The following is a 23,879-nucleotide window of genomic DNA, read 5'->3' on the forward strand; positions in this document are numbered from 1 at the left end:
ACCACTTGCCGCAGGAGACATCTTGAGAGAGCGGGTTCTGGCTATCGTGAGCATCATCGCCCAGTATGTCATGGCCGACAGCACGCAACTCACCGAAAGTGACATTGTCGAAGGATTGATGGCCGAAGGCTTCGACGCCGCGGAAATCGACGCCGCCTTTCGCTGGATGGAAGATCTCAACCTGCAAACGTCCTCATCCGCCGCCTCCCCGCTGCACCTTCCGACCCATCGGGTCTTCACCCTGGAAGAAACCTGGGGGCTGTCCGCCGAGGCCCGGGGCTTTCTCATCCGCTTGCGCGCCCTGGGTATCGTCGACGACGAAGCCGAGGAAGAGATCATAGAGCGCGCCCTGCAAATCGCCGAGGACGATGTCTCCCTCAATGAAATAAAGGCGCTGGCGGCCCTCGTCCTCTTTTCCCGAAGTACGCGAGACTGGCACCGGGAAGTCGACTGTTTCATGGAGGACGACTGGGGGCGGATGTTCCACTGAAAAAAGACTTTTTCCAGGCTGCGGACCCCCGCAGCCTTTTTGCTTTTAACCAAACCGAGGCATTCATGGCAAAATCACTGGTCATCGTCGAGTCCCCCGCCAAGGCGAAAACCATCGAAAAATTTCTCGGCAAGGGCTTCAAGGTCCTCGCCTCCTACGGTCACGTCCGCGCCCTGCCGAGCAAGCAGGGGTCGGTGGATGTCGCCCATGACTTCGAACCCAAATATCATGTCCTGCCGGAGAGCAAGAAGCAGCTCGACCTGCTGAAAAAGGAAGCGCAGGGGAGCGACGAACTGATTCTCGCCACCGACCTTGACCGCGAAGGGGAGGCTATCGCCTGGCATCTGCTCGAAGCCCTCGGCATCGACGAGCAGGGGAGCAAACCGACCGTCAAGCGCGTCACCTTTCACGAGATCACCAAGGACGCCATCCTCAAGGCGATGAGCGAACCTCGGCATATCGCCCGGGATCTGGTCGACGCCCAGCAGGCCCGCTCGATCCTCGACTACCTGGTCGGCTTCAATCTCTCTCCCTTCCTCTGGAAGAAGATCCGCTACGGCCTCTCCGCCGGCCGGGTACAGTCGGTGGCCCTGCGCCTGATCTGCGAGCGGGAAAAAGAGATCGCCGCCTTCCTTCCCCAGGAATACTGGACTATCGACGCCCTGCTGCGCGCCGCGAGCGGGCAGGATTTCAAGGCGCGGCTCTTCACCGTCGACGGCAAGCGCCTGGACAAACTGGAGATCGGCGACGAAGCGGCCGCCCGGCAGCTGGTGACGGCCATCGCCCAGGAGGATTTCCGGGTCACCTCCCTGGTGCGCAAGGAGAAAAAACGCAACCCGGCGGCCCCCTTCACCACCAGCACCCTGCAACAGGAGGCGAGCCGCAAGCTCGGCTTCTCGGCGCGCAAGACCATGTCCACGGCGCAGAAGCTTTACGAGGGGATCGACATCGGCCAGGGTTCCGTCGGTCTGATTACTTATATGCGTACCGACTCGGTGGCCCTGTCGACGGTGGCCACCAACGAAGCCCGCGAAGTCATCAGCCAGCGCTTCGGCCAGGAATACGCCCTCGACCATCCGCGGGTTTACAAGAGCAAGGCGAAGAACGCCCAGGAAGCCCATGAGGCGATCCGGCCCACAACCATCGCCAACACCCCGGAGAAGCTCAAGCCCTTCCTCTCCTCCGACCAGTTCCGCCTCTACCAGCTGATCTGGACACGCACCGTCGCCTCGCAGATGGCCGCCGCCGTCCTCGAAGCGACCACCGTCGACCTGGCGGCGGGGGAGCGCTTCACCTTCCGCGCCAGCGGCCAGGTCATCCGCTTCCCCGGCTTCATGAAGCTCTACATCGAAGGGACCGACAGTCCCGATGAGGAGCAGGAAGGCACCCTGCCGGCCCTGGCCGAAGGGGAGGCCGTTAAGCGTAAGGAACTGCTGCCGGAACAGCACTTCACCCAGGCGCCCCCCCGCTTCACCGAAGCCAGCCTGGTCAAGACCCTGGAGGAATACGGCATCGGCCGCCCCTCGACCTACGCTTCAATCATGAACACCCTGGTGGTGCGCAAGTACGTGCGCCTGGAAAAACGCGCCTTCTTCGCCGAGGATGTGGGGATGGTGGTCAACGACCTGCTGGTCAACCACTTCGCCCGCTACGTCGACTACGACTTCACCGCCAAGTTGGAGGAAGACCTCGACGCCATCTCCCGGGGCGAGGAAACCTGGCGGCCGGTCATCCGCGGTTTCTGGGAGCCCTTCATCGCCCTGCTCAAGCAGAAGGAGAAGGAGGTCACCAAGGAAGACCTCACCACGGAAAAGACCGACCGGGTCTGCCCCGACTGCGGCCGACCACTGGTCATCAAGCTCGGCCGCAGCGGCCGCTTCCTGGCCTGCAGCGGCTTCCCCGAGTGCCGCTACACCGAGCCCCTCTCCGCCGAGGAACAGCCGGAACCGGAACTTTCCGAGGAGAAGTGCGACAAGTGCGGCGCGCCGATGCTCATCAAAATGGGGCGTTACGGCAAGTTCCTGGCCTGTAGCGCCTACCCCAACTGCAAGAACATCCAACCACTGGTCAAACCCAAGTCCCTCGACATCCCCTGCCCCGAGTGCAAGGAAGGGGTGCTGATGGAAAAGAAAAGCCGCTACGGCAAGATCTTCTATTCCTGCAGCCGCTACCCCCAATGCAAATACGCCCTCTGGGATCAACCGGTGAACGAACCTTGCCCCAAATGCGGCCATCCGGTGATCGTCGAGAAGGTCACCAAGCGCTACGGCACTTTCCGCAAATGCCCGACGGAAAACTGCGACTGGAAACTGGAACTGGTACCGCCGGAAAAGAAGAGCGCCGACAAAGCGGCCCCGGCGAAGAAGCCGGCAGCCAAGAAGGCTCCGGCAAAGAAAACCAAGTCTGAAGAGTAAGACGCCGTCATGGGCGTTCCGGGTTTCATCATCCCCGGAACGCCCATGACTCAGAATACCCCTCCCTGGAAAGACATCCCCCGTGGAACCCATCGTCATTATCGGCGCCGGCCTCGCCGGTTGCGAAGCGGCCTGGCAGGCGGCCAACCAGGGCGCGCCGGTCATCCTCTACGAAATGAAGCCGAAGCGCTTCTCCCCGGCCCATCAGGCGCAAGGGCTGGCGGAACTGGTCTGCTCCAACAGCCTGCGCGGAGCAGGGCTGAACAACGCCGTCGGCTGCCTCAAGGAAGAGCTGCGACGCTGCCGGACCCTCTTCATGGAAGCCGCCGACGCCACCGCCGTCCCCGCCGGCGGAGCCCTGGCGGTAGATCGCGAAGGCTTCTCCGCCTACATCACGGAAAAGATTGCCGCCCATCCCCTGATCGAGCTACGCCGCGAAGAAGTCACGACCCTTCCCGAAACGGGAACGGTGATCGTCGCCTCGGGACCCCTCACCTCGGAGGCTCTGTCCCAGGAGATCGCCCGGCTCACCGGCAGCGAGCACCTCTATTTTTACGATGCCATCGCGCCCATCGTCGAGGCGGACTCCATCGACTTCGCGAAAGCCTGGCGCGCCTCCCGCTACGGCAAAGGTGGGGACGACTACGTCAACTGCCCCTTAAGCAAGGAGGAATATTTCGCCTTCGTCGCCGCCCTCAAGGCCGCTGAGAAAGTGCCGGCCTGGGATTTCGAGAAGATGCTCCACTTCGAGGGCTGCATGCCCATCGAAGAGATGGCCGAACGCGGCGAAATGACCCTGGCCTTCGGACCGATGAAGCCGGTGGGGCTCCCCGACCCGCGCACCGGCAAGCCCCCCTTCGCCGTGGTCCAGCTGCGCCAGGATGACCGCCACGCCACCCTCTACAATCTGGTCGGATTCCAGACCAAACTCACCTATCCCGAGCAGCGACACATCTTCCGCGCCATTCCCGGCCTCGAAGAAGCGCGCTTCGCCCGCCTTGGCAGCGTCCACCGCAACACCTTCATCAACGCTCCGAGATGCCTGACCCGAACCCTGCAACTCAAAAGCGCTTCGCGGATTTTCTTCGCCGGGCAGATCAGCGGCATCGAAGGCTACGTCGAGTCGGCGGCCACGGGTTTTCTTGCCGGCCTCTTCGTCCCCCGTTGGCAGCGGGATCAAGCGCTTCCTCTCCCCCCGGCGACCACCGCCCTTGGCGCCCTGCTCGGCCATCTGGCCGACTCCTCACCCGAGAACTTCCAGCCGGTGAACGTCAACTACGGCCTCTTCCCCCCTCTTGAGGGGCAACGGAGGAAACGGGCCGACCGCCGCCTGGCCATGGCCGAACGGGCACTGGCGGATCTCGAACCCTGGCGACGGGAAGCCCTCCCCGACACGGCGGTAGGGTTCGCCGTCGATGTTTCCGACAACGAATTTCAACAATAAATTAAGTAGTTTAGCTCCAGAATGAAGGAATTGAAGAGTTTTCTTGTCGAAAATGCTTACATCCCGCAAAGCGACTGAGAGCACTCCCTGACGCAACCGCTCGCAAAAATTGGTTAAAAATCATTGGCATTTTTTTTGCTGGATAAAAGAAAACCGCTTTTGCCGACAAGATTCCATCGACCATTCCTATAGTTAAAATTTTTGACAGAAACCGGCTGACGAAAAAAACCGGGGGGATCCCCCGGCGAAGAACGAGCGAATCGTTGCTTTCAATTTTTTTCCTGCTAGTGTTAAGGGCGAATTTCATCCAAGCATGAACCTTTGAGATTTCCCGGCCTGCGACCCGGTGAAAAATCTCCCGCATGATTGGACCCTATTGTCCCTTTCCCGACGCCGCGGCAACGCAAACCAGGCAGCATCGGCGGCGGCTCAGGGTTTTTCCGTTCAAATCGCTCACGAGGCCCATGAACCGGTGCGGACAAAAACTCAAGGCATAACGGGAAGCAGCCTGCCGAGCCCCCTGAGAATCCGGGTTCATCTCCAGGATTTGCTCGCTACCCTGCGTCGGGTGGCGGCCCTAGCTCCCCTGCAACTGGCCATCAGTTGCGAACAGGAAACCCATCTCCCCCACAACAGCCAGAACCATTCCTTCTGCGGCAGCTTGGGGAACAACGGTCTCTGCGACGCCGACTGCCGGGCGAGCTTTGAAGACGCCTTTCGCGACGCCTGCCAAAACAATCGCCCGCTCATCTTTTCCTGCGCGACCGGACTGCTCTTTTTCGCCATCCCTTTTCGCGATGACCGGGACCGGAACTGCTGCCTCTTCGCCGGCGGCGTCAGAGACGAGGCCCCGGATCTCGCCGTACTGGAGAAACTCTCCAACGCGCCCAGCGGCGACGGCGGCACGCTCTTGGAAAAGCTGCTGGGACGGCCGCAGATCAAACGGGCACAATTTGAAGAGATCCTCGGCAAAACCCTGACCCTGCTGACCATTCTGGCGGACGAGCAGACCCTGGCCCGGCCCCTGCGCGGTCTGACCCAGCGCCTCGCCGGCATCGCCGGCGCCTCCGCCGAAATCGACCGTGTCCCAAGCAGTGACGCCGTTCTCGAACTTCTCGGCGAGACCCTGATCCTCCTTTTCGATCTCCCCCGGGTCATCATCCTCGCCGGCGAGGGGGAGGCTTTCAGCGTTCGCGTCGAACTGGGACCGGCCGCCCAGACCAAGAACTGCGCCTGTCCCCGCTTGCGCGAACTGCTCGGCACCCATCCCGACGGCAAACCTTTGCTGTTGCGTCAGGAGATCGGCGAATTCTTCCCCGACATCGACAGCGACCGGGCGATCTGTGTCCCCCTGCGCAGCGAAGGGCTGGATCTAGGCCTGGCCGTGATTTTCGACAGCGAGATGCCGGAACGGGATCTCTTGCTCCTCGAACTGCTCGCCGGCCGGGCGGCGGCCAAGCTGAACCGCCTGCGCCTTGCGGCTTTGCACCAGCAACGGCAGGCCACCTCGCAAAGACTGATCGTCATGCTCGGCCAACTCTCCCTGGTGGAAACCCGGGAAGAACTCTACCAGCGAATCGTCGCCATGAGCTGCGAACTGCTGCAAGCGGCGCGGAGCTCGCTCATGCTCCTCGACGAAACCGGGGAATGGCTGCGTATCGTCGCGGCGCGGGGCATCAATCTCGAAGTGGCCGCCGGCATCCCCCTGCGTTTCGGAGAGGGAATCGCCGGCCGGGTCGCCCAAAGCGGTCTGCATCTGCTGGTGACCGACATCGAGAAGGACAGCCGGGTGGGGATCGCCAACCGTCCCCGTTTTCAGACCAAATCCTTCATCTGCATCCCCATCAAGGCCCATGAACGAACCGTCGGCGTCCTCAACCTGGCGGACAAGGAGACCGGCACTACGTTCACCGACGAGGATCTCGCCACCCTGCGCCTGCTCATCGACCACGCCGCCCTTCTTATCGAGCGCGTCGCCGTCTACGAAAACGCCCGCAAACTGGAGGAGTTGGCGGCCCGCGACCCCTTGACCGGCCTCTACAACCGGCGCATGCTCGAAGCCCGCTTCCAGGAGGAACTCAGCCGCTGTTTCCGGCTCAAGCAACACTTCACCATCATGATGATCGACCTCGATCACTTCAAGATCTACAACGACCAGTGCGGCCATGTCGCCGGCGACCACGCCCTGAAAAAAGTGGCCCAGCTGCTGAAAAAATCGGCCCGGGAAATGGACATCGTCACCCGTTACGGCGGCGAAGAATTCTGCCTGCTGTTGCCCAACACCAGCAAGGAAGAGGCCCTCTTTGTTGCCGAACGCATCCGGCGGGCAATCGAAGCGGAAATTTTCCCCGGCGAAACCGCCCTGCCCACGGGGCGCCTCACCGCCAGCATCGGCGTCGCCTGTTACCCCGACGCCGGCGAGAAGTTCGAAACCCTGATCAACGCCGCCGATGTCGCCCTCTATCAGGCCAAGAGCAAGGGGCGCAACCGTCTGGCCAGTTTCGAAGTCATCCCTTCCCGGATCAAGAAGACCGGCTGAACCGCCTTCGCGGCGCTGGCATTTTCCCCTCCTTTCCGCTATCCTCCCGACCATGAAATCCATCAACGATATCGTTCTGGCTTCGGCCTCCCCCCGCCGTCGCGAGCTCTTGGAGCGCGTCGGCATCCGCTTCCGCGTCGTTCCCAGCGCCATCTCCGAGGAAGAACTCCCCGGTGAATCTCCGGAAACGCACGTCCTGCGCCTCTCCCGCGAAAAGGCCCTGGAGATCGCCGGACGCGCCGACATTCCCGGCCGCTGGTTCATCGGCAGCGACACCATCGTCCTGCGCGACGGCGCCATTCTCGGCAAACCGGTCGATGAAGCCGAAGCGGCGACCATGCTGCGCTCTCTCTCCGGGCGAGAGCACCGCGTTCTCTCCGGCTACGCCGTGCATGACCGGGTCACCGGCACGACCCACGCCGACGTCGTCACCACCCAGGTCCGGTTCAAACCGTTGACAGCGGCGGAAATCGCGGGGTACATTGCCACCGGCGAACCGATGGACAAGGCCGGCGCCTACGCCATTCAGGGGATCGGCGTCTTCATGGTCGAGGCCATCGCCGGGAGTTACACCAACGTCGTCGGCCTGCCCCTGTGTGAGGTGGTCGCCACTCTCGAACGCCTCGGCGCCGTACACCTCTTCGACAACCCGACGTAGGGGCGAGGCGCCGCCTCGCCCTGTATCCAACAGGATGACCCGCAACCGGGCACACATCGGTGCGCCCCAAGGGAACCCACCCATGTCCATCCGTGAAAACATCGAAGGGATTCAGTCCCGTATCGCCGCCGCCTGTGCCCGCGTCGGCCGCGACCCCGGCGAAGTGCGCCTGGTCGCGGTCTCAAAGACCAAGCCGGCGGCACTGATCGAAGAGGCGGCCGCCGCCGGACACCGGCTCTTCGGCGAAAATTATGTCCAGGAGTTCATCGACAAGGCTGAAGCAGTGCGCGCCCCGGTGGAATGGCATTTCATCGGCGCCCTGCAGAGCAACAAGGTCAAATACCTGCGCGGCAAGGTAACAATGATCCACTCCCTTGACCGCCTCTCTTTGGCTGAAGAGATCAACCGCCAGTGGACCAGGCTCGACCGGCCGGTGGACGTCCTGCTGGAGGTTAATCTCGGCGACGAATCGAGCAAGGCCGGAACCGGCGAAGCCGAAGCGATCGAACTGGCTCGCCGGGCGGCGGAATTGCCCTTCCTGCGTCTGCGCGGGTTGATGGCCCTCCCCCCCTGGCTCGACGACCCGGAGGAAGTGCGCCCCTACTTCCGCCGCCTGCGGGAGCTGGCCGACCGTATCGACGCTCTCGCCATTCCCGGCGTGACCATGGCCGAGCTCTCCATGGGCATGAGCAACGATTTCGAAGTTGCCGTCGAGGAAGGGGCGACCCTGGTCCGCGTCGGCACCGCTATCTTCGGGGGACGCGGGTAAGGTCGATTGATTTAGAATGATTCGCAACAGACGAACCCCCTTGGGATTTGATCCATGAGTTACGCCGCTCCCCGCGCCCTCTGGGCCTCCCGTCTCGGCTTCATCCTCGCCGCCGCCGGCAGCGCCGTCGGCCTCGGAAATATCTGGAAATTCCCCTATATCACCGGCCAGAACGGCGGCGGTGCCTTCGTCCTGGTCTATCTCGTCTGCATCGCCGTGGTCGGTCTGCCGATCATGATGGCCGAGCTGATGATCGGCCGCCACACCCGCAAAGACGCCGTCGGCGCCTTCATCCACCTGGAGGGAAAACGCTCTTTCTGGCAGGCGCCGGGCTGGATCAGCGTCGCTGCCGCCTTCATCATCTGTTCCTACTATTCGGTGGTGGCCGGCTGGACCCTCGATTACCTTTATCGGGCTCTGCTGGGGAGTTTTTCCGGGCAATCGACCGCAAACATCGAAGGGATGTTCGGCGGCCTCACCGCCGACGGCCCGCGCCAGTTGCTCTGGCATTTCGTCTTCATGGCGATGTGCCTGGGGATCGTTATCGGCGGCGTGCAAAAGGGGATCGAGCGCTGGAACAAGATTCTCATGCCGGTTCTCTTTGCGCTTTTGGCCCTGCTCTTCATGAACGGCCTGCTCAGCCCCGGCGCCTGGAAAGGCATCACCTTCATGTTCCGACCCGACTTCGCCAAGCTCACTCCGGCCGCGGTGCTGGAAGCCATGGGCCATTCCTTCTTCACCCTCTCCCTGGGGATGGCGGCGATGATCACCTACGGCTCCTACCTGAGCCGCCAGGAGGATCTGCTCGGGGCGAGCCTACGTGTGGTCGTGCTTGATACGGTCATCGCCCTGATGGCCGGCATCGCCATCTTTTCGGTAGTTTTCTCCGTCGGGATGGAACCGGCCGCCGGCCCAGGGCTGGTCTTCAAGACCATTCCGGTGGTCTTTTCCCAACTGCCCGGCGGCTTCGTACTCGCCATTCTATTTTTCCTGCTCCTCGCTTTCGCCGCCCTGACCAGCAACATCTCCCTGCTCGAAGCTACGGTCGCCTACCTCATCGACGAACGGGGCTGGAGCCGCCCTCGCGCCACCTGGTTTCTGGCGGGACTGGCCTTCGTCGTCGGCATCCCCACCGCCCTTTCCTACAACACCCTGGCCGACTGGAAAATCATCGGCGACCGGGTTTTTTTCGATTCGGCGGACATGCTCGTCTCCAACTACTTCCTTCCCCTGAGCGGCCTCTTCATCGCCATCTACGTCGGCTGGTTCTGGAGCGGCACGGAAGAAAAACAGGAACTCATCGCCGGGGGCGCCGGCTGGGTCTACCCGACCTGGCATTTCCTCATCCGCTACGTCTCCCCCTTGGCGGTGGCCGTCGTTCTTTACTTCAAGATGAGAGAAACGGGCCTTTTCACCTGGCTCGCCACCCGGTTGCAATGACCTTCGCCACCCTTCTTTTCAATTTCGGCGGCCTCCTCCTTGGCTCGCTGCGCGGCGAGCGGGAGCTGGCGCCGCTTGACCTCACCCGGTTCTACCCCGGAGCCACGCCGTGACCGCCAAACCCCTGACCCTACGGGAAATTTCCCTCTTCTTCTTCCCTCTTTTGCTCAACGTGCAGATGATGAGCGTCTCCCACTCGATCATCAACGCCGGATTGGCGCGGGATACGGATTTCGTCACCGCCCTGGCCGCCTTCGCCGTGGCCATGGCCCTGCACGGCCTGCTCGCCTCGGCCTCCTACCAGAACCACACCATCACCATTGCCATGGTCCGCGGCCGCCGCTCGTTGCGCGGCACCGTCATCTTCGTCATACTGGTGGCAAGTCTGGTCTCGCTCCTTCTGGCCACCGTCGCCTTCACCCCCGTCGGCGACTTCGTTCTCGGCCGCCTGCTCGGCGTATCCAGCGACATCACCTATCACGCCAAGGCCGTTTTAGGGATTCTCGTCTTTCTTCCCTTTCTCACTGGCTTTCGCGGCTTCTTCCAGGGGCTGGTCATGCAGGCGCGCCACACCGCGCTGGTGTCGCTGGCGACCATCGTCCGGGTCGTCGCCCTGCTCGGCTTTCTCGCTCTCGGCCGTCGCTGGTTTTCCGGCGCCGAACTCGGCGCCTTCGCTCTGCTCGCCTGCATCGTCATCGAAACCACGCTGATGGGCGCCTTCGCCTGGCGCTGCCGCATCCAGTACGAAGGGGGTGCCGACGAACGAGGCGCGCTGGAAATTCTGAAATTCTCCTTCCCGCTGGCCTACGCCTCGTGCCTGCAACAAAGCGTGCCGCTCATGATCAACGCCATCATCGGCCGCCTCCCCGACGGGGCATTGGCCCTGGCCTCCTTCGGCGTCATCCGCGGCTTCATCTTTCTCCTCGCCGGACCCATGCGCAATCTGCTCCAGGCCTATCAGACCATGGTCAAGAACGATGCCGACTACTTGGTGCTGGTGCGTTTCTTCCGCTGGGTCGGCAGCGCCCTCGCCGTGGTCACCATCCTCATCGCCTTCCCCTTCAGCGGCCCGATCCTCGGCACGCTCATGGGCCTCGATACCGCCACCCGCGCCTACATCGCCCTGCCCCTGGCGGCCTGCTCCCTCTACTGTTACCTGTACGGCGCCGTCAGCCTGCTGCGCGGCTGGTTCACCAACGAGGATCGCACCACCGAACTGGGCCGTTCGGTCGTCTACAAAGTGCTCTTTCTCGGACTCTGCTGGGGCGCGCTACTCCTCAACCCCCTCTCCGTCCCCGGCGTCGCCGTCGCCGTCTTCCTGCTCGTGGCCGCCGAGCTCTGCGAAGCCTGGTACCTGCACCACCGCCGCCGGCGCCTTCGGCGTACAATGAATTAAAAGGAGCGCGCCATGGACAAAAAACACCCCTGCCCCGACTGCAAGATGTGCCAGTGGTGCTCGGACGACCGCTGCCGCCAGTGCCTGCGCACCGGCTGCAAAAAAAAACTGTCGATGGCCGAGCAGATCGAGCTGTTCGAGAGGATGAACCGGACCTGCGAGCATCCCCCCGAGAACTAATCTCCCCGCCTTACCTTGAACCACTCTTTACCGACGACGAGAATTGGGTTGCCGGGCTTGAACCACCCCTGTAGTATACGTGTATAGCAAAGGAGGAATTCATGCTTGCACTACGTTTGCCCGAGGATATCGAACGCCGTCTGGAGGCCTTGGCCAGACGCTCCGGCCGCTCCAAATCCTTTTATGCCCGCGAGGCCATTCTGGAGCATCTCGACAACTTGGAGGCGGCCTATCTTTCCGACGAAATTCTCAAGCGGGTTGAAAGCGGAGAGGAAAAAACCCTGACCCTCGATGAGCTGGAGCGGGAACTTGGCCTGGCGGATTGAGGTCACCGAGACCGCGAAAAAACAGCTCGCCAAGCTCGACCGACAGATTCAGGCCGACATCGTGCGCTACTTGCGGGAGCGCATCGCCGGCGACGAAGACCCGCGCCGCTACGGCGCGCCGCTGCGGCGGGAGTTGGCCGGCCGCTGGAAGTACCGGGTCGACGACTACCGGCTGATCTGTGAAATCCAGGACCGGAAAATCTTGGTGCTGGTGCTGATGGTCGGCCACCGGAGCACGGTTTATGACCGGAGTTGAGCGCTGGGGCAAGCGCCCCTCCTCGTAAAGCCTTATTTTGATCCGCGAAAAGAGCTTTCGGCTTGGGTGCCGGAAGACCGTGAAATTCTAAACCACCCTGGGAGCAAACATGGACCCGTTCATCGAACAACACCGGGACACGATCAAAAAGCTGGCGACCGACCGGGGCGTCGTGCGCGTGCGTCTCTTTGGCTCCCTCGCCCGAGGCGAGGGAGGGCCGCAAAGCGATGTCGACCTGCTGGTCGATCTTGAGGAGGGGCGTTCGGCCCTGGCCCTGGGCGGGCTGCTGATGGATCTTCAGGAGCGTCTCGGCCGCCGGGTTGATGTGGTCACGCCGGCGGCACTGCATCCCCGCATTCGCGACAAGGTGCTTGAACAGGCGGTGGATCTGTGAAGGTAACCCAACGGCTATTAGGTAAGCGCTCCCGACGGGTCAAACCTTGATCGCCATGGCTGAGATTTTCCGCTTCGGTTCCCCTGCCGATAGTGCTAGGATTCCCCGACAAAAATCCTTGCTTTCAATGATCTTTTGCCGTTTCAGCGGGGGGTGTGCATGGCCGGTCCCGGAAAAAAGAAAGAAGCGTTCGCGCGGGTCGAGATCGACGCTCAGTTGAAAGAGGTCGGCTGGGAGCTGACCGACGGCGTCAGTGTCCGCTACGAATACCGGCTGCCGGACGGCACTTTCGCCGACTATGTTCTGTGCGACCGCCACGGCCGTTCGGCGGCGGTCGTCGAAGCCAAGCGCCCCGGCCAGAGCCTTCAATCGGCGGTCGAACAAGCCAAAGGTTACGCCGTCCAACTCGACAATGTGCCTTATGTCTTTCTCGCCGACGGCGAGCAAATCCTGTTCTGGGATTACCAAACCGAAGCCTTCCCCCGCCCCATTGCCGGTTTCTTCAGCCAAATCGACCTTGAGCGCCGTCATGCCCGGCGCAAATTGCGGGTCGACCCCCTGACCAAGCCGGTCGACACCCGCATCGCCGGACGCGACTACCAGAAGGATTGCATCGACACCCTGTGCCGCGAGATGGCGACCGGTCGGCGCAAGCTGCTGGTCGAAATGGCGACGGGAACCGGCAAGACCCGCACCGCCGCCGCCTTCATCAAGCGCCTCTTCGAGGCCAACGCCGTGACCCGCGTGCTATTTCTGGTCGACCGGATCACTTTGGCAAAACAGACCGAGGACGCCTTCGCCGAGCACCTGCCGGATTACCCCTGCTACGTCCTGCGCACCGGGCGACGTTTTCAGGACGAGAAGCTGATTACCGTCACAACCCTCCAGTCGATGACCAACATCTACCGCGACTACTCGGCCGGTTACTTCGACCTGATCGTCACCGACGAGTGTCACCGCAGCATCTACGGCCAGTGGAGCGGCATCCTCAAATACTTCGACGGCGTGCAGGTGGGCCTGACCGCCACGCCCTTCACCAGCGAGATCGAAACCGGCGACGACGAGGATAAACTGTTCGTGCGCGACACCCTGCGCTTCTTCGAGGTGGACAAGCCGACGTACCGCTACACCCTCAAGCAGGCGGTCAACGAGGGCTATCTGGTGCCGTACCAGATCTACAAGGCCAAGACCGTCAAAACCGCATCGGCCGACGGTTTCGAGGTGAAAAAATCCGAGTTGGACTGGTCGGCCCTCACGGCCGGGGACCGCGACGAACTGGAACTCTTGTTCGCCGGCAAGGATTCGGTCAAAGTCGATCCCAATGCCCTGGAGCGGCGCTTCACCATCCCCGAGCGCAACCGGGCCATCGTCCGCGAATACCGGGACGTTCTGGCCAACGGCTACCGGGACAAAAAAGGGACGATGCGCTACCCCGTGCCGGGCAAGACCATCGTCTTCGCCGTCACCAAACGCCACGCCGAGACCCTGGCCCAGATGTTCGACGAGGCGTTCGCCGACCAAAAGCCCTCCCCCGAGGTGCGTTACGCCGACTTCGTCGTCTCCGGATTCGGCAAGGACGACACCCTCGATGCCGCGACTAAAATCAAGCGATTCAAAAAGGAAAAATTCCCCCGGATTCTGGTTTCGGTCAACATGCTCGACACCGGCTTCGACGCCCCCGAGGTGGTCGGCCTGGTCATGGCCCGCTTTACCCGCTCGGTGGTGCTCTACCGGCAGATGCGCGGCCGGGGCACCCGCAAGGCCCCCGGCAAGAACCGCTTCACCATGTTTGACTTCGTCGGCGTCACCGACGTTCACGACGACGACGAGACGACGGTCGAGGGCGGAGTTATCCGCGAGCGGGGAAAGTACAAGCCGAATCCCCGCAACCTGCTGACCCTCGACATCGACGACCACATCGACCCGAACACCCGCGAATGGGTGACCATCGACGAAAACGGCAATTTCGTCTTTGTCGATGCCGATGCCCTGGCCCAGACCCAAGTCGCCGCCCGCTTCGAGGCCTGGCTTGCGGCCCGTGACGATTTTCATTCGGAGCAACACCGGCTTCTGCGTTCCATCGGCGAATACCTCAAAGCCAACGCCGGACAATTGGACGGATTCACCCTCGACCACTTCATGCTCCCCCCCTTCAGCCATGTCGGCGGCCTGCAACGCGCCCTGGCAGCGAAGAACGGCTGACCGCCGTTCTCGGCGACCTGAACCGGGCCGTCTTCGGCGACGGCGACGGTGATGGCCCCACCGATCACGACCGGCAATCCCGCTAGGAGTTCCCCCAAATGCCCTTGACCCCCGACTTGCGCCGCAAGGTCGACCAGATTCGCGATTACCTTTACGGCGGCGGCTATCCCGACCCCATGTCCAACGCCGAGCAGTTGGCGTTTCTCTTCTACTTCTATCTCTCCGAAGGGCTCGACCGCGACAACGCCGCCCGCGCCCGCATTGCGAAACAGGAATACGCGAACGCCTTCGCCGGCGAGTGGACCCTGCGCAACCCGCTCAACGCCCCGGCCGAAGGGCAAAAAACCATCCCGGCCGACCGGTTGCGCTGGTCGGTCTGGGCCAAGGCGCTGACCGGCGAGGGGCTGGTGCGCTTCGTTCGCGACGAGGTTTTCGCCTTTTACGCCAAGGTCGCGGAGCGCTCGGCCTACAACTTCATGGAGGGGGCGCGCCTCGGCATCGACGATCCGACGGTGCTGACCCAGGTGGTCGGGCTGGTCGACGATTTGCGTCTCGACCAGGCCGACGCCGACACCAAGGGGGATCTGTTCGAACACGTGCTCAAGCAGATCAGCCAGGCGGGGGAACTGGGCCAGTTCCGCACCCCCCGCCACGTCATCCGCGCCATGGTCCGCATCCTCGACCCACAGGTCGGCGAGACGGTGTACGATCCGGCCGCCGGCACGGCGGGCTTTCTCGTCGCCGCCTACGATCACATGCGCCTGACCAACAGCTCGCCCGGTTCCATCGAACAGGTCGAGGTCGACGGCAAGCCGATTCCGCGCGGCCCCGGCGACATGCTTTCCGCCGCCAAGTGGGAGATATTGGCCCGCCGCACCTTCTACGGCAACGACGTCGACCCGAAGATGGTGCGCCTGGCCACCATGAACCTGAGCCTGCGCGGTCTTCCCCAGGTCGCCATCCGCCGCCGCAACGTGCTGACCACCACCCTCGACACCCAGCAGAAACAGGCGCTGGAGCTGCCTCCGGACGGTTATGCCGTGGTGCTCGCCAATCCCCCCTTTTCCGGACGAGTCGACAAGGACCGCATCGTCGACGACGTTAAGGTCGGCGCCACCACGGCGACGGAGCTGCTCTTTCTGCGTTACATGATCGACAGCCTCCGGCTTCCCGCGCCCTCCGGGAGAGGGGCTGGGGGTGAGGGCGGCCGCTGCGCCGTGGTCGTTCCCGAGGGGGTGCTGTTCGGCTCCACCGGGGCGCACAAGGAACTGCGCCGCCAGTTGCTGGAAAACAACACCGTCGAGGCGGTGCTGTCGCTGCCGGGCGGAGTCTTTCAACCCTACTCCGGGGTCAAGACCTCGGTGCTGGTCTTCCGCAAAGGGGGCACGACCGAGCGGGTGCTGTTCCTTCACGCCGACAACGACGGCTACAAACTCGACGCCCAGCACACGGCGCCGATCGAACCGGATGACCTGCCGGGGCTGGTCGCGGCTTACCAAAATCGGGAAGAGAATTGGCGGACCTGGCAGGCCTTTCATGCTCCCTCCCCCTCGACGGGGGAGGGTCGGGGTGGGGGTGACGCCCCATGGACCGAAAACTGGTGGTTCGCCACCGCCGACACGATCCGCGCCAACGATTTCAACCTCTCGGCCGGCCGCTACCGGCCGCTGTCGCGGACGCAGGTCGAGCATCGCAGTCCGCTGGAACTGCTGGACGAATTGGCGGCGATTGAGCGGGAGATTTTGGAGGAGGTGGAAAGTTTACGGGAAGCTCTACGGGAGGGTCGAGCGTGAGCCAGTGGCCTATTGTGCGACTTGGAGAGTTGATTACTAGCGCTGAGTCTGGTTTTGCATGCAGTAAATCCAAACTGGTAGCAAATGGGCTTGCACATCTACGCCCGTTCAATATTGGAACAGACGGTTCCCTTGATCTTAGTAATCAGTATTTTGTGCCTCTGAGTGAGGCCCCGGCCACAAAGAGGTCGCTGGAGCCAGGAGAAATTTTATTCAACAACACAAATAGCAAAGAGTTGGTTGGCAAGTCGGTTGTTGTCGAAGAGAAGATGGTTGCAGGGTTCTCCAACCATCTTACCAAGTTGCATATTAACGCCGATGCCGCTGAGCCATGGTGGGTAAACTACTTTTTTCTCAGGCTTTTTCAATCAGGCTACTTTGCGAAAATCGCGACACAGTGGGTCAGTCAAGCGGGGTTCAAAGCAAGCGAACTGAAAAAGCTGACGATCCCCCTCCCACCCCTCGACGAACAACGTCGCATCGTCGACATCCTGAAACGGGCGGACAGCATCCGGCGGTTGCGGAAGCAGGCGCTGGAGACGACGCGCGAACTGATCCCGGCCCTGTTTGTCGACATGTTCGGCGACCCGGCGACCAATCCGAAGGGGTGGGAAATTCTTTCCCTGGGCAAAATCGTCGCAGGACTTGAGGGCGGGAAAAATATCCAGGCGGGAGAAGACAGCCCCACCAACCCTTTCCGAATCCTCAAGGTCAGTGCGGTTACCTCGGGTTACTTTCGTCCTGAAGAGGCGAAACCCGCGCCCGATGATTATAGGCCGCCTGCCCATCACTTTGTACGCAAGGGAGATTTGCTCTTTTCGCGGGCAAACACCGTGGAATTGGTTGGCGCAACAGCACTGGTTGAGGCGGACTATCCAAACCTCCTGCTGCCTGACAAACTCTGGCGGTTTGTATGGCTGAAGCCTTCACCTGTTTTGTCCGCGTATTTGCAACACTTTTTGCAATCGAGACATGTACGTCAGGAATTGGGCCGACTCGCCACCGGAACGAGCGACAGCATGAGAAACATTTCCCAGGCGAAATTGAAAACGTTACCTGTGCCCGTTCCGCCGTTGGATCGACAGCAAGAATTCGAGGGCAAATGTGCCGATGTTCGTGCTTTAATCGCCCAGCAAGAATACCACCTTGCCCAAGCCGAGGCCTTGCGGCAATCCCTCATGGCCCAGTTTTTCAACTAATGTCACGCCAGGAAAGCCAAGAATCCTTTCCGCCAGTGCCCCTTAGCGGCAACTCCAGAACCTGGCAATCGGTCAGATGGAGGTTTGATTGACAAAAAATTTCCGGAGCAGACAAAATTTGCTTTTTCGTGATATCATATGCAATATCATCACAAGCCTCGATGGAGCATGTCATGGCAGACCATAGGCTTGTGAAACTGGCGGGGAAGATCCTTGCAAATCGAAAAAATGTCGAATTCAACGATCTCAAACGTCTCTTGGAAGGGTTCGGCTTCGAGTGGCGGCAGCAGCCACTATGTTTTTCGACGGCCACAAACCTTTCCAATCAGCGTCCCCAAAAACCGGCCTGTCAACAAAACCTACGTCGACCAGGTGATCAACCTTCTGGATCTTGAGGAATGGCATGAGCAAAACCGTTGAATACTATATGGCCCTGCCCTACACCATCGAAATCGTGCCCGATGAAAATGGCTTTTTCGTCCGGGTCAGGGAACTTGACGGGTGTATGTCCGTGGGCACCACCAAGACCGAAGCCCTCGAGATGATCGAAGATGCGATGCGGGAGTGGTTGCATGTCGCCATCGAGGACGGCTTGGACATTCCGCTCCCCGAAAGCCTGCGCAAAGAAAACTACAGCGGCAAGTTCCCTCTGCGGATGCCCAAATCTCTGCACGAAAAGCTGGCCAAGGCCGCGTCGTTGGACGGAATCAGCCTCAATCAGCATATCGTCAATCTGCTGTCGGAAAGACATGCGCTGGATGAAGTGAAACGGATGTTGCAAGGCCATGAGGAGAACCGGAAGCGCGCCGCCGGAGGAGGAAAGCCGCGTCTCGCCCATAGCTGACAATCGGCAGCGATGCCGACGGAAAAATGATCCCCAAAACTCTCGCAACGGCCCCGGAAATTCACCTCCGGGGCCGTTTTGTTTGCCGAAGGAGCTATCCCTCCCCCACCACCCGCAGCCTTTTCCAGTGCCCGGCGCGGTAGCGCAGGTAGAAGATGGCGCTGAAGGCGAGGAAGAGGAAGATGAGGGCGAGCCAGGCGGTTTGCGGGGGGAGGTGGAAAACCTTGAGGGCGAGGTAGAGGGCGGGGAGCAGCAGCCAGTGCATGGCGACGGAGATGCACATGGCCCAAAAGGTGTCGCCGGCGCCGCGCAGCACGCCGCTGAAGACGACCATGAGGGCGTCGGCGAGGACGTAGAAGGCGGCCAGGCGCAGCATAACTGCGGCCAAAGGCGCGGCTTCGGCATAGACAGCATCGGCGACAACGGGGGTGAAGAGGGCGACGAGTTGGGTGGGAAAGCTGACGAAAAGGAGGAGAATCAGCGAAGAATAGGTCAGGGCCATCTTCAACCCCGAGCGCGCCGCCCGCTGGGCGATGTCGGAACGCCCGGCGCCGAGGTGGCGACCGACCAGACTGACCACACCGATCTGGATGCCTAGCAGGGGCACGAAGGAGACCATGTCCCAGTTAAAGACGATGGTCACTGCCGAAGCGGTGGCCGGGGAGTGGGCATGAAAGAGGAGAATCGTCAGGGTGAAGGCGATCAGGTTGAGAAAGAGCTCGATCCCCGCCGGGTAACCGTAACGCACCAGTTTGCCGAGAATCTCTCGGTCAAAGCGAAAGGCCGCGCCGACGGAAAACTCGCGGCGGATGGAGCGCCCCCAATAGGCCCCGGCCAAGACCAGCAGGGCGCAGAAGCCGCTGAGCAAGGTGCCGAGGGCGGCGCCGCGAATGCCCAAGGCGGGAAAGCCCAGATGCCCGAAGATGAGGACGTAGTTGGCGCCGATGTTGACGACCATGGCAACCAAGGTCGAGAGCATGACCACCCGGGTGCGGCCGATGCCGGAGAAGAAGCCGGCCAGGGCGGTGCGCAGCAGGGTGAGCAGGGCGCCGTAGAGGAGGATGTCGAAGTAGGCCTGTTGCGGCGCGAGTTGCTCGGGGGCGATGCCGGAAGCGGCGAAGAGCCCATGAGCCAGGGGGCGGGCGGCGAGAATCAGCGGGTAGGCGGCAACCGCGAGGAGCAGCGCCTGGGTAATGACCCGGGGGCAGCGTTCCTTGCGCCCGGCGCCGAGGTACTGGGCGACGAGGGCGGTGGTGTAGCCGATGAGGCCAATGAAGAAGGTCGTCATCATGAAGGCAGTCAGCCCGCCGGCCATGGAGGCGCTCATCTCCGTCGTGCCGAGCCGGGAGAGAAAGAGCCGGTCGACAAACATCATCGCCGTTTCGCAGGCTTGGGAAGCGACCATCGGCAGGGCGACGGCGAGCATCTCCCGCAAGCCGCCGGGACGGGCGCTTCGGGTTACAGGTAAAGTCAACGATTCCGTCATGTGCCGTTCATCCATCAAAAGGATAGAAGCCTTCACCACCCTTCGCTTCGCTCACCAGAGGACACCGAGGAAAAACAAAGAAAATCAGAAATCTCAGGATTCTCTCTGTGAACTCTGTGCGCTCTGTGGTGAAAGCCTTTCCCCTCCCCAAACCGAAAAAGGAGAGAAGACCCGGCGCGGTCCTTCTCTCCTTTTTTTATAGCACTGATCCCCCTTCTAGCGATTTTTTTGCAAGAAGCGGTAAAAGTCCGAATCGGTGGAAATAACCAGTCGGGAATTTGCCTTGAGCGCCTTGCGGTACGATTCGAGGGTTCGCACAAAGGCGTAGAATTCCTGGTCGCGGCCGTAAGCTTCGGCGTAGATGGCGGCGGCTTCGGCATCGGCGCGGCCGCGAATCTGTACCGACTCGCGATACGCGTCGGATTCGATGCGCTTGAGCTCCTTCTGCATCTGGCCGAGGATGTTGGCCTTTTCTCCCTCCCCTTCGGAACGGAACTGGGAGGCGACCTTTTTCCGCTCGGAAATCATCCGCTCGTAAACCCGCAACCGCACCTGTTCGACGTAGTTGATCCGCTTGATCTGCAAGTCAATCATCTCGATGCCGTATTCGGGGATGTTCTTGCGCGCTTCGGTGAGGATGTTGCCGAGGATCTCTTCGCGACCGATCAGATTCTCGGCCTCAATTTTCTGACCCTCGAAATCGAGCACCTCGACCGTTCCCGCCGGGGGCTGGTAATCCTTGCCCCGTACCAGCTCCACCAGCAGGTGACTGGAAACGGCGTCGCGCACCACCGAATCGAGAATATCGTCCAGCCGGCTCAAGGCCCCCTGCTCGGTGGCTACGGTGGTATAGAAAAGCAGCGGATCGACGATCCGCCAGCGGGCCGTGGCATCCACCCAGATGTAGCGCTTATCCTTGGTGGGAATCTGGTTGGGATCGCCGTCCCATTTGAGAATCCGGCGGTCGAAACGGCGCACTTCCTGGATCAACGGAATTTTGACGTGCAGACCGGCGTACTTCACTTCGCCGACCGGTTTGCCGAACTGGGTGACGATCGCCTGTTCTCCCTCCTCAACGACAAAGAGTACAGATTGGCCGAGCAGCAGAAGTAAAATGGCGATGGCGATAAGAAGCTGGTTTTTCATCCTTTACCCCCTTCCTTCGGACTCCGCAAAGGAAGCATTGGCAGTGCGCCGGAACCCTTCTCGTCCATGATGTAGATCTCCTCCAGACGGGGCAGAATCGTTTCGAGGGTTTCGAGGTACAGGCGTTCGCGGGTCACTTCCGGGGCCTTGCGGTATTCGGTGTGCAGAGCGAGAAAGCGGCCGGCCTCCCCCTTGGCCTGATTGATCCGTTCGAGGGCATAACCTTCGGCTTCGAGGATGGCGCTCTTGGCCACCCCGCTCGCCTTGGGCACTTCACGGTTGTACTGCTCCCGAGCCTGGAAGATCAGGCTTTCCTTTTCCTGTTCGGCTTCGTTGACCTCGTTGAAGGCCGCCTTGACCGACTCGGGGGGATTGACGTCCTGGAACTTGACGGTGACGATGCGCACGCCGATATCGTAGCTGTTGAGAATCGCCTGCAAATCCTTCTCGATGGCGGTGGCAAGCAGAGCCCGCTCGGTGGTGAGCACCTCGGTGACGTTGGAATTGCCCACTGCCTTGCGCACCGCCGCCTCGGCGACGTCGCGAATGGTCGATTGGGGATCTTCGATGCGAAAGAGGAACTTGAAGGCGTCGGCGATCTGATACTGGACAATCCACTCCAGGTCGCTGACATTGAGGTCACCGGTGAGGGTCAGGGCTTCCTCGTTCAGCCCCTCCTTGGTATAGGTCGAGGGCGCCCCGGACTGAGCCGTGCGAAAGCCGAACTCTTCCTTCATGACCCTTCCGGTTTTGACCAGATAGACCGTGTCGATTCCGAAGGGGAGTTTAAAATGCAGGCCCGGCTGGGCAAAGCCGGTAAAGTGGCCGAAACGCAGCACGACTCCGGTTTCTTCGGTGCCGACCTGATAGAAGCTGCTGCCAGCGCCGAAAACCAGCAACAGCACAAGGAGGATACCCGCAAAGATTTTGAGGGGAAATTTCTGACCTTTGAAGCGGGCGATAAATTCGTTGATCTTGCGTTCGAGGAGATCGGGATCTCCCCCACCTTGCCAGTTCTGCATGGATCCTCCGTCGGTTGCAACGAGAAGCGAGCCTCGTCGTCTGGAAACATTCGAGGGGCAACTTACCATACCCACCTTTGAGGACGGAGTGAAATCGGCTCACCTATAACAAAGGGAACGGCAAAACCTGAAAAAGGGATGGGAGATTTGCCCAGCGGGAAGGGGTCGACGGTCCTTAAAACGCTCGGAAGTCGCCGGCAGGAGGAAAAACGCGCGCCCGATTACCAAGAATACAGGGCGCGGGGAAAGGCCCGGGGATTACTCCTGAGCGGAGGCTTCCTCGGACGGGATCTCCCGGGTCTCTTGCTTGTTCTTTTTCTTTTCTTCTTTTTTCGCTTTTTTGGCGATTTCCTTCTGACGTTTTTCGTAACCATAATTAGGTTTTCTGGCCATGCGGGTGCTTGTCCTTTCGGGGATTTGGAGCGCCAGGTGCGAGCACGGTGGGAATGGAACCGCTGAAACAAAGAGCCCCGCGAAAATTCGCGGGGCTCTTTTTCATGCTATGCAAAATCCTGCTTAAATTCTGCGCACGTTGGCCGACTGCGGGCCTTTTTGACCTTGGGTCACCGCGAAACTCACGCGATCTCCTTCAGCCAGGGATTTGAAACCATCCCCTTGAATTTCAGAAAAATGGACGAATACGTCGGGCCCATTGTCCTGCTCGATAAAACCAAAACCTTTTGCGTCGTTAAACCACTTCACGGTACCTTCTGCCATTTTTTTCTCCACGTTCCCCTGGGGAACTTTTTGTCGTGCGCACTTTAACCACCCATAAAATGAAAAAACACACGCCCAAGAGGGCTTGTGTTTTTGGTCCGGACCGACACCTTGTCCATCCGGTGAGCGTCAAAAATCCACACAAACTTGCTTAAGTAAAAGGACACTACCACAGGTGACTTTCGAAAAGCAAGCTTTTATGATCTTTACTTGCATAAATCCTTATCCTGAAATTTGAGCACACTCATCGGTTTAGATACCCACCGGGAAAAAGCCGCCTCTTGCGGGCCCGAAAAATCCCGGTTGTCCTCAATCCGTTTCTGCTCTATTCTGCAGTCATGAAACTGATCTCCTTCAACGTTAACGGCCTGCGTTCCCGTCTGCACCAGCTCGAAGCGCTGGTCGAGCGGCAGCGCCCCGACATTCTCGGTTTGCAGGAAACCAAGGTCCAGGATGCCGACTTCCCCCTGGCGGATATCGAACGCCTCGGCTATCGCGCCGCCTTTCAGGGGCAAAAGACCCACTACGGCGTAGCCCTGCTTTCCCGCGAGGAACCGACGCGAGTCCAGCACGGCCTCCCCGACGACGGCGACGAGGCGCAAAAACGCTTTATCGGCGGTGACTTCGCCCTTGCCTCGGGCACAACCCTGCATGTCGTCAACGGCTACTTCCCCCAGGGGGAAAGCCGCGCACATCCCCTCAAATTCCCCGCCAAGCGGAAATTCTACGCCGACCTGCTCGCCTACCTGCGCGCCCATAGTCACCCCGATCAACCCCTGGCGGTCATGGGGGATTTCAACATCGCCCCGGTCGACTCTGACATCGGCATCGGCGCGGAGAACGCCAAACGCTGGCTGCGCACCGGCAAGACCAGTTTCCTGCCGGAAGAACGGGAATGGTTCCAGGCTCTGCTCGACTGGGGCTTGCACGACAGTTTCCGTGAACAGAACCCCGAAGTCAGCGACCGTTTCAGCTGGTTCGACTACCGTAGCCGAGGTTTCGAGAGCGAGCCGAAACGGGGGTTGCGCATCGACCACATCCTGCTCACCCGCCCCCTGATGGAGCGTTGCCGCGCCACCGGCATCGACTATGACATCCGCGCCATGGACAAGCCCTCGGATCACTGCCCGGTTTGGGCCGAAATCGAAATTTCCGATTTGTGAG

At 61.0% G+C, this 23,879-nt stretch carries 23 protein-coding genes; 17 read left to right on the plus strand and 6 right to left on the minus strand.

What is annotated here, in order from left to right:
- Positions 1–22: 22 nt before the first annotated feature.
- The 3 genes from RBR25_RS00355 (at position 23) to trmFO (ending at position 4,348) form a co-directional block, all read left to right on the plus strand.
- Positions 23–490, plus strand: a complete 468-nt coding sequence (locus RBR25_RS00355) for a DUF494 family protein (RefSeq protein ID WP_432817529.1) — start codon at positions 23–25, stop codon at positions 488–490.
- Between the two features lie 65 nt (positions 491–555).
- Entirely contained in the window at positions 556–2,904 is a 2,349-nt protein-coding gene (gene topA, locus RBR25_RS00360) for a type I DNA topoisomerase (protein WP_432817530.1), read from the plus strand.
- A gap of 82 nt (positions 2,905–2,986) precedes the next feature.
- Positions 2,987–4,348, plus strand: a complete 1,362-nt coding sequence (gene trmFO, locus RBR25_RS00365) for a methylenetetrahydrofolate--tRNA-(uracil(54)-C(5))-methyltransferase (FADH(2)-oxidizing) TrmFO (RefSeq protein ID WP_432817531.1) — start codon at positions 2,987–2,989, stop codon at positions 4,346–4,348.
- 10 nt (positions 4,349–4,358) lie between these two features.
- On the opposite strand, the gene RBR25_RS00370 is transcribed toward trmFO, so the two are convergent.
- Positions 4,359–4,712 carry a hypothetical protein gene (locus tag RBR25_RS00370; protein ID WP_432817532.1) on the minus strand — a complete coding sequence of 118 codons (354 nt, stop codon included), beginning with the start codon at positions 4,710–4,712 and terminating at the stop codon, positions 4,359–4,361.
- Positions 4,713–4,895: 183 nt separating this feature from the next.
- Between RBR25_RS00370 and RBR25_RS00375 the strand changes: the two genes are divergently transcribed.
- The 13 genes from RBR25_RS00375 to RBR25_RS00435 all read left to right on the plus strand — a co-directional run bounded on the left by RBR25_RS00375 (position 4,896) and on the right by RBR25_RS00435 (position 18,344).
- Positions 4,896–6,887 carry a diguanylate cyclase gene (locus RBR25_RS00375; protein ID WP_432817533.1) on the plus strand — a complete coding sequence of 664 codons (1,992 nt, stop codon included), beginning with the start codon at positions 4,896–4,898 and terminating at the stop codon, positions 6,885–6,887.
- 52 nt (positions 6,888–6,939) lie between these two features.
- Complete coding sequence (locus RBR25_RS00380; protein ID WP_432817534.1) at positions 6,940–7,545, plus strand: Maf family protein; 606 nt, start codon at positions 6,940–6,942, stop codon at positions 7,543–7,545.
- A gap of 82 nt (positions 7,546–7,627) precedes the next feature.
- A complete protein-coding gene (locus RBR25_RS00385) occupies positions 7,628–8,314 on the plus strand; it encodes a YggS family pyridoxal phosphate-dependent enzyme (RefSeq protein WP_432817535.1) in 687 nt (228 codons plus the stop codon).
- A 54-nt stretch (positions 8,315–8,368) separates the two neighbouring features.
- Positions 8,369–9,754 (plus strand): sodium-dependent transporter, encoded by a 1,386-nt coding sequence (locus RBR25_RS00390; protein WP_432817536.1) that lies wholly within the window; start codon positions 8,369–8,371, stop codon positions 9,752–9,754.
- A gap of 109 nt (positions 9,755–9,863) precedes the next feature.
- A complete protein-coding gene (locus RBR25_RS00395; RefSeq protein WP_432817537.1) occupies positions 9,864–11,150 on the plus strand; it encodes a hypothetical protein in 1,287 nt (428 codons plus the stop codon).
- A gap of 12 nt (positions 11,151–11,162) precedes the next feature.
- The gene (locus tag RBR25_RS00400) at positions 11,163–11,330 is read left to right on the plus strand and encodes a hypothetical protein (RefSeq protein ID WP_432817538.1); all 168 of its coding nucleotides are present in this window, start codon (positions 11,163–11,165) and stop codon (positions 11,328–11,330) included.
- 101 nt (positions 11,331–11,431) lie between these two features.
- The gene (gene relB / locus RBR25_RS00405) at positions 11,432–11,656 is read left to right on the plus strand and encodes a type II toxin-antitoxin system RelB family antitoxin (protein WP_432817539.1); all 225 of its coding nucleotides are present in this window, start codon (positions 11,432–11,434) and stop codon (positions 11,654–11,656) included.
- Entirely contained in the window at positions 11,640–11,912 is a 273-nt protein-coding gene (locus RBR25_RS00410; RefSeq protein ID WP_432817540.1) for a type II toxin-antitoxin system RelE family toxin, read from the plus strand. Before relB ends, RBR25_RS00410 begins: the two co-directional genes overlap by 17 nt.
- Positions 11,913–12,021: 109 nt before the next feature.
- On the plus strand, positions 12,022–12,306 hold the full coding sequence (locus RBR25_RS00415) for a nucleotidyltransferase family protein (protein ID WP_432817541.1): 285 nt from the start codon (positions 12,022–12,024) through the stop codon (positions 12,304–12,306).
- A 159-nt stretch (positions 12,307–12,465) separates the two neighbouring features.
- A complete protein-coding gene (locus RBR25_RS00420; protein ID WP_432817542.1) occupies positions 12,466–14,508 on the plus strand; it encodes a DEAD/DEAH box helicase family protein in 2,043 nt (680 codons plus the stop codon).
- 98 nt (positions 14,509–14,606) lie between these two features.
- Positions 14,607–16,301 carry an HsdM family class I SAM-dependent methyltransferase gene (locus RBR25_RS00425; protein WP_432817543.1) on the plus strand — a complete coding sequence of 565 codons (1,695 nt, stop codon included), beginning with the start codon at positions 14,607–14,609 and terminating at the stop codon, positions 16,299–16,301.
- Complete coding sequence (locus RBR25_RS00430) at positions 16,298–17,500, plus strand: restriction endonuclease subunit S (protein ID WP_432817544.1); 1,203 nt, start codon at positions 16,298–16,300, stop codon at positions 17,498–17,500. The genes RBR25_RS00425 and RBR25_RS00430 overlap by 4 nt, the downstream gene beginning before the upstream one ends.
- A gap of 403 nt (positions 17,501–17,903) precedes the next feature.
- Positions 17,904–18,344, plus strand: coding sequence for a toxin-antitoxin system HicB family antitoxin (locus tag RBR25_RS00435; protein ID WP_432817545.1), 441 nt, complete (start codon positions 17,904–17,906; stop codon positions 18,342–18,344).
- Between the two features lie 94 nt (positions 18,345–18,438).
- Here RBR25_RS00435 and RBR25_RS00440 read toward each other — a convergent pair whose 3' ends face one another.
- The 5 genes from RBR25_RS00440 to RBR25_RS00460 all read right to left on the minus strand — a co-directional run bounded on the left by RBR25_RS00440 (position 18,439) and on the right by RBR25_RS00460 (position 22,715).
- Positions 18,439–19,830 (minus strand): MATE family efflux transporter, encoded by a 1,392-nt coding sequence (locus RBR25_RS00440; RefSeq protein ID WP_432817546.1) that lies wholly within the window; start codon positions 19,828–19,830, stop codon positions 18,439–18,441.
- Positions 19,831–20,046: 216 nt separating this feature from the next.
- Positions 20,047–20,976, minus strand: a complete 930-nt coding sequence (hflC, locus tag RBR25_RS00445) for a protease modulator HflC (protein ID WP_432817547.1) — start codon at positions 20,974–20,976, stop codon at positions 20,047–20,049.
- Positions 20,973–21,998, minus strand: a complete 1,026-nt coding sequence (gene hflK / locus RBR25_RS00450) for an FtsH protease activity modulator HflK (protein WP_432817548.1) — start codon at positions 21,996–21,998, stop codon at positions 20,973–20,975. Before hflK ends, hflC begins: the two co-directional genes overlap by 4 nt.
- A gap of 258 nt (positions 21,999–22,256) precedes the next feature.
- Positions 22,257–22,391, minus strand: coding sequence for a hypothetical protein (locus tag RBR25_RS00455; protein WP_432817549.1), 135 nt, complete (start codon positions 22,389–22,391; stop codon positions 22,257–22,259).
- 123 nt (positions 22,392–22,514) lie between these two features.
- The gene (locus tag RBR25_RS00460; protein ID WP_092057518.1) at positions 22,515–22,715 is read right to left on the minus strand and encodes a cold-shock protein; all 201 of its coding nucleotides are present in this window, start codon (positions 22,713–22,715) and stop codon (positions 22,515–22,517) included.
- Positions 22,716–23,053: 338 nt separating this feature from the next.
- Here RBR25_RS00460 and xthA point away from each other — a divergent pair, with 338 nt between their 5' ends.
- Entirely contained in the window at positions 23,054–23,878 is an 825-nt protein-coding gene (gene xthA / locus RBR25_RS00465) for an exodeoxyribonuclease III (RefSeq protein WP_432817550.1), read from the plus strand.
- The last annotated feature ends 1 nt before the right edge of the window (position 23,879 follow it).

This window comes from Trichloromonas sp. (assembly GCF_034006665.1).
Taxonomy (GTDB): domain Bacteria; phylum Desulfobacterota; class Desulfuromonadia; order Desulfuromonadales; family Trichloromonadaceae; genus Trichloromonas.